This window comes from Aeromicrobium flavum, from assembly GCF_007992115.1.
Classification (GTDB): domain Bacteria; phylum Actinomycetota; class Actinomycetes; order Propionibacteriales; family Nocardioidaceae; genus Aeromicrobium; species Aeromicrobium flavum.
Window position 1 is genome coordinate 20101 of sequence record NZ_BJZQ01000022.1, and the last position, 13012, is coordinate 33112.

Here is a 13012-nt window from a genome sequence, read left to right on the forward strand (position 1 = left end):
GAAGCCCCGGTCCCCTGCTGGACCGGGGCTTCGTCGTCGGTCATGTGACATTCGAGGTGTGACATTGCAGACGATGCGTCGATTCACCGTGCGAGACAGGGCTCGCTCTGCCTAACGTCAGCACATGACCTCCTCGATCGTCGCGCGTGGTGAGAAGATCTCGGTCACCATCCGCCACCACGGCGCCGAGCCGGTGTCGATCCGCGACGAGGACGGTCACGAGTACCTCTGGTCCGGTGACGAGCCGTGGAAGCGCCGCGCGCCGGTCCTGTTCCCCGTGATCTGCCGGGTGCCGGACGATCGCATCCGCGTGGGCGACGAGACGTTCCCGATGATGCAGCACGGGTTCGCTCGCGACCGCCAGTGGACGGTCGTCGACAGCGCCAACGACCGCGTCTCGCTCGTGCTCGTCGCCGACGACGAGACCCGGAAGCACTTCCCGTACGACTTCGCGCTGGCCGCCACCTACGTCGCCCAGGGCCGCAGCCTCACCACGCACTACACGGTCGAGAACCGCGGCGACGAGCCGATGCCGTTCTCCCTGGGTGCCCACCCGGCCTTCGTGTGGCCGCTCGAGGAGGACCAGCCCCGCTCGATGCACCAGGTGCGGTTCGACGAGCCCGAGACGGCACCGGTGCGTCGCGTCGCCGACAACCTGCTCACGGACGAGCGCTTCGACAACCCCGCGTGGGACCGCGTCATGACCCTCAACGACGCGTGGTTCGACGACGGTGCCGTGATCATGACCGAGGTCGCCAGCAACGGCCTCGTCTACTCCTCCGGCCACGGCCGCGCGGTGCGGCTGACCTGGGAGGGATTCACCGGGATCACCCTGTGGTCGGTGCCCGGCGCCCGGTTCGTGTGCATCGAGCCGTGGCGCGGCCAGCCCGCCGACGCCGACTTCGTCGGAGACTTCGCCGGCAAGCCCGGCAACGTCGTGCTGGCGCCCGGCGCCCGCGCGGAGCTCTCCTACAGCGTCGAGCTGCTCTGACCGAGCCGCGCGTGCCTGCGGCCGTACGCCGCGTAGATGACCACGCCGAGCACCATCCAGATCGCGAAGCGCTCCCACGTCAGCAGGGAGAGGTTCAGCATCAGCCAGATGCACGTGAGGATCGAGCCGCCCGCCACCAGCGGCGCCGCCGGGACGCGGAACGCGCGCTCGAGATCGGGCCGGGTGCGGCGCAGGATCAGCACGCCCGCTGAGACGAGGACGAACGCGAAGAGCGTGCCGATGCTGACGAGGTGACTGAGCTCGGCCAGCGGCACGAAGCCCGCGAGGATCGCGACGAAGACCGTGGTGATGATCGTGATCCGGTGCGGGGTGCCGTACTTCGGGTGCACCTTCGCCAGCTGGCGCGGCAGGAGTCCGTCCCGGCACATCGCGAACAGGATGCGCGACTGGCCCAGCAGCAGCACCAGGATCGTCGTGGTCATGCCGGCCACGGCACCCAGCGAGATGAGGTTGGCCGCCCACTCGATCCCGTTCGCCGAGAACGCCTCGGCCAGCGGCGCGCCGGTGTTCATGCGGTCGTCGGAGTAGTTCAGCATGCCGGTGATCACGAACGACACGGCCATGTAGAGCACGGTGCAGATAATCAGCGAGCCGAGGATGCCCCGGGGCACGTCGCGCTGCGGGTTCTTGGTCTCCTCGGCCGTGGTGGCCACGACGTCGAAGCCGATGTAGCTGAAGAACACCACCGAGGCGGCGGCGACGATGCCCATGACGCCGAAGGCCGTCGGCGCCATCCCGAAGACCGCCTGGAGCAGGGGCTGGTCGGCGCCCTTGGCCAGCTCGGCCGGCTCGGCGTCTGGGATGAACGGCCGGTAGTTGGCGGCCTTGACGTAGAACAGGCCGGCGACCACGACGAAGAGCACGACGCTGACCTTGATCAGCACGAACACGCTCGTGACCGAGCTGGAGAGCTTGGTGCCGGCGATGACGAGGAAGGACAGCAGCACCACGATCGCGATCGCCGCGACGTCGACGACCGCCTGGTCGCCCGCCACCTGGGTGGGCAGCTCCAGCAGCTCCTGCAGGTAGCCCGACCACCCCCGTGCCACGACCGCCGCGCCGAGCGCCAGCTCGAGCAGCAGGTCCCAGCCGATGATCCACGCGACGAACTCGCCGAGGGTCGCGTAGCTGAAGGTGTAGGCGCTGCCGGCGACGGGCACGGTGGCGGCGAACTCGGCGTAGCAGAGCGCCGCCAGCGCGCAGACCGCGCCGGCGATGAGGAAGCTGATGACGATCGCGGGGCCCGCGTGTTGGTGCGCCTCCTGGCCGGTCAGGACGAAGATGCCGGTGCCGATGATGACGCCGACGCCGAAGACCATGAGGTCCCGGGCGGAGAGCTCGCGCTTCAGCTGGTGCTCCGGCTCCTCGGTCTCGGCGATCGACTGTTCGATGCTCTTCGTCCGGAACAGGCTCATGGCCCCGATGCTGGACCCGCCGGGACGGGGCCGCAACCGCGTCCCGTCCCGGCCGTGGATCACCGGGTCGTCCGGCCCCTCTCGTGGAGGCGCGGGATCGCATGGTTGGCGACGAACACGCCGTCGGGGTCGACCGCCGAGCGGATCGCGGCCAGCCGGTCCCACGCGCCGTCCGCAAAGGCCGTGCGCGCGTCGGTGGGCTCCTCGGCGAAGTTGAGGTACGTCCGCCCGTTCGACCACGGTCCGAGCGCCGCGACCGCCTGGTCGGCGACGGCGGCGATCGCCGCACCGAGCTCCGGTGTCGGCGCCATGCCGCCGCACACGAAGGCGAACTCGCCCTCGAGGTGGGTCAGCGCGCCCGCGCCGTCCTGCGGTCGGCCGACGGCTCCGCCCAGCTGGCGCAGCTCGGCCACCATGACCGGCGTCTCGACGCCGGGGCCGAAGAGGGCCAGGAAGGCGTCCGCGCCCGCGTCGTCGAGCTCACGCAGCAAGGTCGAGCGCATGACGCCCGGCGCCGGCTCCTCCGGGTCCATGTGCAGGTGCACGAGGGTCTCGCTGGGCACCCGGCCGAACGTGTCGAGCTCGGGCTCGAGCGCCCGCAGCGGCGCCAGGATGTCGCAGGCGCGCTCGTCGTCGGCCAGGACGGCGCCGTCGATCACGACGATCGTGCGGCCGCGGACGAAGTCGGGCACCTCGGGGACGGGGGGAACCCGCAGGACGCGCAGCGACGTCGTGACGTCGTCGGGCGCGACGGGAGCCCAGGCGCGCCACATGTCGAGCACGCGCGGCGCCATCTCGACGTCCCAGATCATCATCCCGGCGTAGGCGGTGCTGACGTCGAACGCCCGGAACTCCAGCGCCGTGACGATGCCGAAGTTGCCGCCGCCGCCACGGACGGCCCAGAACAGGTCGGCGTGGTGCTGGTCGTCGGCCCGGACGAGGTCGCCGTCGGCGAGAACGATCTCGACCGCCGTGAGGCTGTTCGTCGCCAGCCCGAGCTTGCGGGCGTACCAGCCCAGGCCCCCGCCGAGGCTGTACCCCGCGATGCCGACGTCGACGGACGAGCCGTGCAGGACGGTGAGGCCGTGTGCGGCCGCGGCCTCCACGGCGGGCAGCCACACGGTGCCGCCGCCGACACGGACGATCCGCCGCTCGGTGTCGACGCTGACGTCGGTCAGCTCGCTCGTCCGGACGATCACGACGTCGTCGAGGCCGCCGGCCACGAGGGGCCCGGCGTTGTGGCCGGTGCTCTGCGGCGCGACCCGCAGGCCCGCGGCGTGCGCGGCGCGGACGATCCGGCTGACCTCGTCGGCGTCGCGCGGCACGGCGACCGCGGCAGGTCGCTGGTCGACGGCGAGGTTCCAGGCGGCTCGCGCGGTGTCGTACCTGGGGTCGCCGGGCAGGTGGACGGCTCCGTCGATCAGTCCGCGCAGGCGGTCGGCCGGGCGGTCGAGCTGGTCGAGGGTCTCAGAGATGGACACGCTGGTGCTCCTTGGTGGGGGGATGGCTTCCGGTCCCCGAGAGCGCGCCCGGGGACCGCTGATACGAGCCGGGATCGACAGATCCCGCCGGCCGCGCGGGGGCGCGACCAGCGGGATCCGGGGAGGGTGACGGGGTGTCAGCGGGACGGGACGAGGCTGGGCTCGCCGCCCTCGACGTCCACCTGCGGCAGGGCGCGGTCGAGCCACGCCGGGAGCCACCAGTTCCATCGCCCGAGGAGGGTCATCGTGGCGGGCACGAGGATCATCCGCACGATCGTGGCGTCGAGGAACACGGCCGTGGCCATGCCGACGCCGAGCATCTTGACGACCAGGTCGCCCTCGGAGGCGAACCCGAGGAACACGACGACCATGATGGCCGCGGCGGCCGTGATGACCTTGCCCGAGGCCGACAGGCCGTGCACGACGCTGCCGGTGGGGTCGCCGGTGTCGAGCCACTTCTCACGGATGCGGCTCAGCAGGAACACCTCGTAGTCCATCGAGAGGCCGAACAGGATCGCGAAGATCAGGATCGGCACCCAGCTGGACACCGGTGCCGCGTGGTCGATCCCGAGCAGGCTCGCGCCCCAGCCCCACTGGAACACCGCCGTCATGACGCCGTACGCGGCGCCGATCGACAGCAGGTTCATGGCGGCCGCCTTCAGCGGGATCACCACGGACCGGAACACCAGCATCAGCAGCACGACCGACACCGCCACGACGAACCCGATCACGAGCCACAGCCGGTGCGACAGCATCTCGGCGATGTCGGCGAACAGCGGGGTCTGTCCGGTGACCTCGACCCCGGCGGGCAGGTCGGCACGCAGGTCCTCGACGAGGTCGGAGGTGCGGGCGTCGGCCGGCCCGAACGCCGGCTCGGCCGTCAGCACGGACACCGCGCCGTCGGGCGAGGTGACAGCCGGCGAGACGGACACCAGGTCGTCGTTGCCGATGAGCGTGCCGCTGATCGCGGTCACCCGGGACGGGGAGACCGTGGCGTGGTCGACGACCACGGTGATCGGCCCGTTGGCTCCCGGCCCGAACGCTTCGGCCGTCAGGTCGTACGCGCGCCGCGTGGTGGCCTCGGTGGTCTGGCTGCCGTCGTCCTGGGGCCACGTGCGCATGTCGAGCACGGGAGCGGCCAGGGCAATCATCACCGTCGTGCCGAGCAGCGCCCACAGCACCGGGCGTCGCGTGACGCGCTCGGCCCAGCGGGCCGTCAGCGGCCGCGCGGTGGGTGCCTGCCCGCGGCGCAGTCCGCGGGCCAGCACCCTGCGCCCGGCGAACCGGCACAGCACGGGCACGAGCGTCAGGGCCGTGAGCATGACGGCGACGACCGCGATCGCGGTGGCCCAGCCGAACGTCGAGAACGTCGGCAGACCCGCCAGGCCGAGGCCCAGCAACGAGATCAGCACGGTCAGCGACGCGAACACGACCGACCGGCCGGCGGTCGCCAGGCTGCGCCCCGCGGCCTCCTCGACGGCGTGACCCTGGGCGAGGAACTCGGCGTGCCGGCTCACCAGCAGCAGGGCGTAGTCGATGCCCACGCCGAGGCCCACCATCGACGCGACCATGGGGGCCGAGGTCGAGACGTCCGTCGTGGCGGCCAGCAGGGTGATGCCGGCCGATCCGGCCGCGAGTCCGGCGACCGCCACCAGCACGGGCAGGCCCGCGACGACGGCGGAGCCGAACGCGATCAGCAGGATCAGCAGGGCCGCGCCGACGCCGATGAGTTCGCCGTAGCCCTTGATGGGGGCGCTGGCGGTCGACGGCTGGTCGCCGCCGAGCTCGACCTGGTACCCGGCGTCGCGGGTGGCCTCGACGGCCTGTTCGAGGGGCTCGACGTCGCCCATCAGGTCGGGGTGGGTGACCTCGGCGTCGTAGGCCAGGTGCACCACGGCGGTGTGGCCGTCGTCGCTGACCCGGGGCGGGCTCACCCGAGCGACGTGCGCCACGTCCTGCAGCCGCTCGCCGAGCGAGGCCAGGACGGGCTCCGCGAGGGGGCGATCGTCGTGCACGACGATGTTCGCCGATGCGTTGCCGGCGTCGGGGAGGTGGTCGCGCAGCAGCTCGATCCCGCGCTGGGACTCGGCGCCGGGCACGTTCCAGTCGTCCTGGGTGGAGCCGCCGAACGTGGCGGCGGCGGCGAACACGCAGGCCGCGACGACCAGCCAGCCGGCGAGGGTGCGCCACGGGTGCAGGGCCGTCGTGCGGCCCCATCGGTACAAGAGGGGGGACATGCTGTCTCGGTTCCTTCGGGCAGACGTTCCGTCCCACCGGAGCCGGTCCGAGACCTTGCGCCCGACGCGGTGGTGACGTGGTGCCCGTGCGGGCACGCCCTCCCCATGAACCGCTGGTGCTCGTCCTGATACCCCGCCGCTCAGGCGCGTGCCTCGGCCGCCTTCGCCACGTTCTTCTGCATGCCGCCGAAGATGATGCCGTGGAACGGCGCCACCGCCCACCAGTAGAGGTGTCCCAGCAGCCCGCGTGGGTGGAACAGCGCGCGCTGGTGGAACGACGTCGTGCCCGAGTCGTCGGAGCCGACCTGCAGCTCGAGCCAGGCCAGCCCGGGCACCTTCATCTCGGCGCGCAGGCGCAGGAAGCGGGCGTCGTCGGTGTCCTCGACGCGCCAGAAGTCGACGGCGTCGCCGACGAAGAGCTGGCTGTGGTCGCGGCGTCCCCGGCGGAGACCGGGTCCGCCGAAGAGCGTGTCGATGAAGCCACGGACCTCCCACGCGAAGGGCCACGAGTACCAGCCGTGGTCGCCGCCGATGCCCTCGATGACGGCCCAGAGGTCCTCGGGGGTGGCATCGACCTCGCGCGTGCGCTCGTCGACGTAGAGCGAGCCGCCGGCCCAGTCCGGGTCGGCCGGCAGCGGCTCGGAGGGGGCGCCGCTCGTCGCCGCGGACGACCAGCGCGTCGGCACGTCGAGGTTCCTGATCTTCGTCAGCGCCAGCTCGACGGCCCGCTCGAAGCCGGTCCAGCCGCCCGGGGGCAGGTGGACGTACCGCGTGATGTCGTCCTCCTGCGCCACCACGGTGTTGCGCAGGCTCTCGACCAGCGGACGGGCCAGGCCGGACGGGACGGGCGTGACCAAGCCGACCCAGAGGCTGGAGATCCGCGGCGACAGGATCGGCACGCGCAGGATGCGCCGCTTCGGCAGCCCGGCGACCCGCGCGTACCGCTGCATCATCTCGAGGTACGTCAGGACGTCGGGGCCGCCGATGTCGAACCGGCGGTTCACGTCGGGCGGCAGGTCGGCGCAGGCCACGAGGATGTGCAGCACGTCGCGGATCGCGATCGGCTGGATGCACGAGTCGACCCATTTGGGAGCGACCATCGCCGGCAGGCGCTCGGTCAGGTACCGCAGCATCTCGAACGACGCCGACCCCGAGCCGATGACGATGCCCGCCTGCAGGACGGCGGTGGGCACGCCCGAGTCGAGCAGCACCCGGGCGACCTCGTCGCGCGAGCGCAGGTGCTCGGACAGCTCCTCGCCCTCGGGCACCATGCCGGACAGGTAGACGATGCGGCTTACGCCGGCGTCCTTCGCCGCCCCGGCGATCGTGGCGGCCATGTCGTGCTCGGTGCGCACGAGGTCGCCGCCGGACGCGATGGAGTGCAGCAGGTAGTAGAAGACGTCAACGCCCTCGCACGCGCGCCGGACGTCGGACTCGTCGGTGGCGTCGCCGACCACGATCTCGACCCGGTCGGCCCACGGGTGGGCCCGGGCCTTCCGCTCGTCGCGGACCAGGACCCGCACCTCGTGCCCGGCGTCGAGCAGTTGCGGGACGAGGCGGCCCCCGACGTAGCCGGTCGAACCGGTGACGAGACAGCGCATGCTCCCCAGTGTTTGGCCCCGGCCCGAGGACCGCGACTTTTGCGCCACCTCGACCCGCCGAGTGGCGGGCGGGACTGCGGCTACGCGGGCGGCTGCTGCAGCGCGGCCTGGGCCGCCTGGGCGGCGGTGATGTTGTCGGAGGCGGCGAGGGCGGCCTCCGCGGCGGCCTGGCACTGCTCGAGGGTGACCTGCGAGAGGCGCGACCCGACGGCGCGCACGGCCGACGCGGCGCACGACAGCGACGTGACGCCCAGGCCGGTCAGCACGATCGCGAGCAGGGGATGGGCGGCCGCCTCGCCGCACACGCCGACGGGCTTCCCGGCCCGCTGGCCGGCCTGCGCCACCAGCTTGATCGAGGCCAGCAGGGCCGGCTGCCACGGGTCGGTGAGATCGCTCAGCGTGGGCGCCATCCGGTCGGCGGCGAACGTGTACTGCGACAGGTCGTTGGTGCCGATCGAGACGAAGTCGAGGTGGCGGAACAGGCGGTCCGCCAGCAGCACCGTGGACGGGGTCTCGATCATGATCCCGGCCTGCAGGCCCCGCGCCCGCACGCGCTCGGCGAACCACTGCGCCTCGGCCTCGGTGGTGACCATCGGCGCCATGACCCGCACGTCGGCGCCCGTCCGCTCGCTCGCCGCGGCGATGCCGTCGAGCTGGCGGTCGAGCATCCCCGGGTCGGCCAGGCCGATGCGCAGGCCGCGCACGCCGAGCGCCGGGTTGGGCTCGTCGGGCTGGGTCGCGAACGCCAGTGGCTTGTCCGAGCCGGCGTCGAGGGTGCGGACGATGACCTTCTTGTCGCCCATCGCCTCGAAGACGGCCGCGTAGAGGTCGGCCTGCTCGTCGACGGAGGGCTCGGTGGTGCGCTCGAGGAACAGCAGCTCGGTGCGGAACAGGCCCACACCCTCGATCGGCTGCTCGGCGGCGACACGCGCGCCGGCTCCGTCCTGGACGTTCGCCAGGATCTGGACCGGGTGCCCGTCGGCCGTGCGGCCGGGGCCGGTCCATCCGGCGGCGGCCTCGCGGGTGCGGCGGTCCTCCTCGACGAGTGCGGCCACCTGGGCCTCGTCGGGATCGACGGTGACCGTCCCGGCCGTGCCGTCGACGGCGACCTTCTCGCCCGCGGGCACGTCCTTCAGGTCCGTCACGGCGACGACGCACGGGATGCCCAGCTGCCGCGCGATGATCGCCGTGTGGCTGGTCGAGCCGCCCAGCTCGGTGGCGATGGCGACGATGCGGGTCGGGTCGAGGCCGGCGGTGTCGGCGGGGGCCAGGTCGTCGGCCAGCAGCACCGACGGCTCGTCCGGTTCGGGGATGCCCGGCTCTGGCAGGCGCAGCAGCTCGGCGACGATGCGGTCGCGCACGTCGTAGAGGTCGGTGACGCGCTCGGCCATGAGCCCGCCCGCCGCGGTGAACATCGTGGCGAGCTCCTCGATGGCCTTCGTCGTGGCCGTCGCCGGCCCGGAGCCCGCGGTCGCGTGCTTGGTGACGAACGTGGCCAGGCCTCGGTCCTCGGCCAGGGAGGCGGTGGTGGCCAGCACCTCGGACGCGGCACCGCCGGCGGACTCGGCCCGCGCGCGGAGCCGGCGGGCCACCTCGGCGGCGGCGCTGCCGAACGCGACGGTGGTGGCCGAGGGATCACCGGCCGTCTCGTCCTCGGGTGCGGTGGGACGGGGCGCGGGGCGGACGGCCGGGCCGACCCCGATGCCCGGGACGACGGCGGTTCCGGAGTAGACGCTGGTCACCCCTCGACGGTATCCCCGCTGGCGCGTGCGGGCACCGCGCCCCTTGACATAGTCCCACGATGTGACATAAAACAACTCAAGACAACATTGACTTCCACAACAAACCACATCGCGCGACCAGCGCGGGCGTGTGACGGTGGAACCAGGTCATCGGAAGGAGCCCGCATGATCGTCACCGTCACCGCCAACCCGGCGACCGACCGGCTGGTCGGGCTGCTGGAGCGCCTCGAACGGGGTGCCGTCGTACGCGCCGAGGCCGCTCGGGACGATCCCGGGGGCAAGGGCGTCAACGTCGCCCGGGTGCTCCACGCCGCGGGCGTTCCGGTGACGGCCGTGCTGCCCGGGGCTGCCGACGAGCCCCTGCTCGCCGCCCTCGACCTCCGGGACGTCCCGTACCGCGCCGTCCCCGTGCGGGGGCGGCTGCGCGTCAACCTCACGCTCGCGGAGCCCGAGGGCACGACGACCAAGATCAACTCGCCCGGCCCGCGGCTGGACGAGGCCGAGCTGGCCCACCTGACCGAGGTCCTGATCGAGACGGCCACCCCGGGCGACTGGGCCGTGCTCAGCGGCTCGCTGCCGCCCGGCGTGCCGTTCGACTGGTACGCCTCGACCACGACGCGGCTCCAGGGCGCGGGCGTCCGCGTCGCGGTCGACGCCTCCGGCGCGGCCCTGAGCCTCGCCGTCGAGCAGTCGGCTCCCGATCTCATCAAGCCCAACTCCGACGAGCTGGCCGAGCTGCTCGACTGCGACCCCGACGAGATCGAGCGCGATCACCGCCAGGCCGCGGCGCGCGCTCAACAGCTGCGCGACTCCCACGGCATCGGCGCCGTCCTGCTGACGCTCGGCGGAGCCGGTGCCGTCCTCGCCACCTCCGAGGGCTCGTGGTCGTGCCCGCCCGTGCCGATCACCGTGCGGAGCACCGTGGGCGCCGGCGACTCGTCCCTCGCCGGCTACCTCGTCGCGGAGGCTGCCGGGCGCGCCCCGGCCGAGTGCCTCGCCAGTGCCGCCGCGCACGGAGCGGCCGCCGCCGCCCTCTCGGGATCGGCCCTGCCCACACCCTCAGATCTCCCGCCACTGCCGACCGCCGTGGCCGTCGAACCAGCCTGATGGAGGCCGACATGGAACAACTGATCACGGCGGACCTGGTCCAGCTCGACGTGGACCTGGGCACCGACGCCTCGGACGTCATCGACGCCCTGGCCGCACGCGTCGCCTCGGTCGGCCGCGCCGACTCGGCCGACGACCTCGCGGCGGCCGCCAAGGCGCGCGAGTCGCAGGCCGGCACGGGCGTGCCCGGCGGCATCGCCATCCCGCACTGCCGGGCCGCGACCGTCACCGCGCCGACGCTGGCGTTCGCACGCCTGTCGAACGGCGCCGACTTCGGCGCCCCGGACGGTGCGGCCGACATCGTCTTCATGATCGCCGCGCCCGAGGGTGCGGGGAACGCGCACCTCAAGCTGCTGTCGTCGCTCGCCCGGGCCCTCGTCCGGTCCGACTTCACGCAGGCGCTGCGCGACGCGCGGACGCCGGACGAGATCGTGGCGCTCGTCGAGGAGGTGACGTCCGGGGTCGAGATCGCCCCCGCACCCGCCGCGACCGCCGCCCCGGTCGAGACCTCGGGCGAGACGCCGCGGCGCATCGTCGCCGTCACGGCCTGCACGACGGGCATCGCGCACACCTACATGGCCGCCGACGCGCTCGCCCAGGCGGCGCGCGACGCGGGCGTCGACTTCTCCGTCGAGCCGCAGGGCTCCTCGGGCAGCACGCCCCTGACCGCCGACCAGATCTCCTCCGCCGACGCCGTCATCTTCGCGACGGACGTGGGTGTCAAGGACCAGGCCCGGTTCGCCGGCAAGCCGGTCGTGCGCAGCGGCGTCAAGCGCGCCATCAATGAGCCGCGCGTGATGATCGACGCCGCGCTCGCGGCCGCCGCGGACCCCTCCGCCCGCCGGGTCGAGGGAGACGCCGACGGACCCGCCGCGGATGCGGGTGAGGACGAGAACGCCGGCAGGAAGCTGCAGCGCTGGCTGCTCACCGGCGTCAGCTACATGATCCCGTTCGTCGCCGCGGGCGGCCTGCTGATCGCCCTCGGCTTCCTGCTGGCCGGGTACGACGTCACCGACACGGCCGGCGACGTGCTGGCGAGCAACTCGCTGGCCAACCTGCCCGCGGCCGGCGAGCACGCCCTGTTCGACAGCGGCCTCCTGTACTACCTCGGCGCGCTGATCTTCCTGCTCGGCTCGTGGGCGTTCAGCTTCCTCGTGCCGGCGCTGGCGGGCTACATCGCCTACGCGATCGCCGACCGTCCGGGCATCGCGCCGGGCTTCGTCATGGGCTACGCCGCGACGCAGATCGGCGTCACCGACACCAACCCAAACGGCGCCGGATTCATCGGCGGCATCGTCGGCGGCCTGCTGGCCGGGCTCGTGGCCGCCTGGTTCACCCGCCGTGGCGTGCCGCGATGGCTGGCCGGCCTCATGCCCGTCGTGGTGATCCCGCTCGTGACCACGCTCGTCGTGGGCATGGCGCTGATCCTCGTGCTGGCCAAGCCGCTGGCCTGGCTGAACGAGACGCTCGTGGACGGGTTGAACTCCATGACCGGCAACTCGGCGATCCTGCTCGGTGCCGTGCTCGGCCTGATGATGTGCTTCGACCTCGGCGGCCCGGTCAACAAGGCCGCGTACGTCTTCGCGGTGACCGGGCTGTCCACGACCGGTGCGCTGGAGGCGGGCTCCTCGCAGGCGAAGATCATGGCCGCGGTCATGCTGGCCGGCATGGTGCCGCCGTTGGCGATGGCGCTGTCGACGGCGCTGCGCCCGAAGCTCTACACGCCCGCCGAGCGCGAGAACGGCAAGGCCGCCTGGCTGCTCGGCGCCTCCTTCATCTCGGAGGGCGCGATCCCGTTCGCCGCCGCCGACCCGCTGCGCGTCCTCCCGGCGATGATGGCCGGCGGCGTGGTCACCGGCGCGCTCTCGATGGCCACCGGCGTCACGATGATGGCGCCGCACGGCGGCGTCTTCGTCTTCTTCGCGGTCGACAAGGTGCTGTGGTTCTTCGTCTCGCTGGTCATCGGGACACTGGTGGCAGGATTCCTCGTGACCGCCCTCAAGCAGGTCGGACACTCCAAGCAGGCGGCGACCGCCGCCGACGACCCCGTCACCGTCTGAGAGGACCTCACATGCCCAGCAAGACCGTCACCGTCGGATCCGCCGTGGGACTGCACGCGCGTCCGGCCGCCACGATCGCCGCCGCCGTCAGCGAGTCGGGCGTGCCCGTCACCCTCGCGACCGCGGGCGGCGAGCCCGTCGACGCCGGCTCCGCGCTCATGATCATGACGCTCGGCGCCGACCAGGGTGCCGAGATCACCGTCGAGAGCGACGACGAGGCCACCCTCGAGAAGATCGCCGCCCTCGTCGAGGCCGACCTCGACGCCTGATCTCCGCCGCCACCAGTCCCGCCGCCACCCCTTCGCGAGTGGCGCAGAATCGCCCGCCACTCGCCGAGTGGCGGGCGTTCTTGCGCCA

9 protein-coding genes are annotated in these 13012 nt (G+C 72.8%); 4 read left to right on the forward strand and 5 right to left on the reverse strand.

Annotated elements, in window-relative coordinates; all coding sequences use genetic code 11:
* Positions 1 to 124 precede the first annotated feature (124 nt).
* The gene (locus tag AFL01nite_RS14530) at positions 125 to 991 is read left to right on the forward strand and encodes an aldose 1-epimerase family protein (RefSeq protein WP_146828637.1); all 867 of its coding nucleotides are present in this window, start codon (positions 125 to 127) and stop codon (positions 989 to 991) included.
* On the opposite strand, the gene AFL01nite_RS14535 is transcribed toward AFL01nite_RS14530, so the two are convergent.
* From AFL01nite_RS14535 to ptsP, 5 genes are all read right to left on the reverse strand, one after another.
* Positions 970 to 2427 carry an amino acid permease gene (locus tag AFL01nite_RS14535; protein WP_146828639.1) on the reverse strand — a complete coding sequence of 486 codons (1458 nt, stop codon included), beginning with the start codon at positions 2425 to 2427 and terminating at the stop codon, positions 970 to 972. The two genes, AFL01nite_RS14530 and AFL01nite_RS14535, sit on opposite strands and share 22 nt — an antisense overlap.
* A gap of 59 nt (positions 2428 to 2486) precedes the next feature.
* On the reverse strand, positions 2487 to 3908 hold the full coding sequence (locus AFL01nite_RS14540; protein ID WP_246119738.1) for an FAD-binding oxidoreductase: 1422 nt from the start codon (positions 3906 to 3908) through the stop codon (positions 2487 to 2489).
* Between the two features lie 137 nt (positions 3909 to 4045).
* Positions 4046 to 6145, reverse strand: coding sequence for an MMPL family transporter (locus AFL01nite_RS14545; protein WP_146828643.1), 2100 nt, complete (start codon positions 6143 to 6145; stop codon positions 4046 to 4048).
* A 140-nt stretch (positions 6146 to 6285) separates the two neighbouring features.
* Positions 6286 to 7746: an SDR family oxidoreductase gene (locus AFL01nite_RS14550; protein WP_146828645.1), complete on the reverse strand. Its 1461-nt coding sequence runs from the start codon at positions 7744 to 7746 to the stop codon at positions 6286 to 6288.
* An 80-nt stretch (positions 7747 to 7826) separates the two neighbouring features.
* The gene (ptsP, locus tag AFL01nite_RS14555; RefSeq protein ID WP_146828647.1) at positions 7827 to 9488 is read right to left on the reverse strand and encodes a phosphoenolpyruvate--protein phosphotransferase; all 1662 of its coding nucleotides are present in this window, start codon (positions 9486 to 9488) and stop codon (positions 7827 to 7829) included.
* Positions 9489 to 9653: 165 nt separating this feature from the next.
* On the opposite strand from ptsP, the gene AFL01nite_RS14560 reads away from it, so the two are divergent.
* From AFL01nite_RS14560 to AFL01nite_RS14570, 3 genes are read left to right on the forward strand one after another with little or no spacing between them, the layout of a single operon-like run.
* Complete coding sequence (locus tag AFL01nite_RS14560; protein WP_146828649.1) at positions 9654 to 10595, forward strand: 1-phosphofructokinase family hexose kinase; 942 nt, start codon at positions 9654 to 9656, stop codon at positions 10593 to 10595.
* A gap of 11 nt (positions 10596 to 10606) precedes the next feature.
* A complete protein-coding gene (locus AFL01nite_RS14565) occupies positions 10607 to 12655 on the forward strand; it encodes a PTS fructose transporter subunit IIABC (protein ID WP_222593550.1) in 2049 nt (682 codons plus the stop codon).
* An 11-nt stretch (positions 12656 to 12666) separates the two neighbouring features.
* On the forward strand, positions 12667 to 12924 hold the full coding sequence (locus tag AFL01nite_RS14570; protein WP_146828653.1) for an HPr family phosphocarrier protein: 258 nt from the start codon (positions 12667 to 12669) through the stop codon (positions 12922 to 12924).
* Positions 12925 to 13012 lie beyond the last annotated feature (88 nt).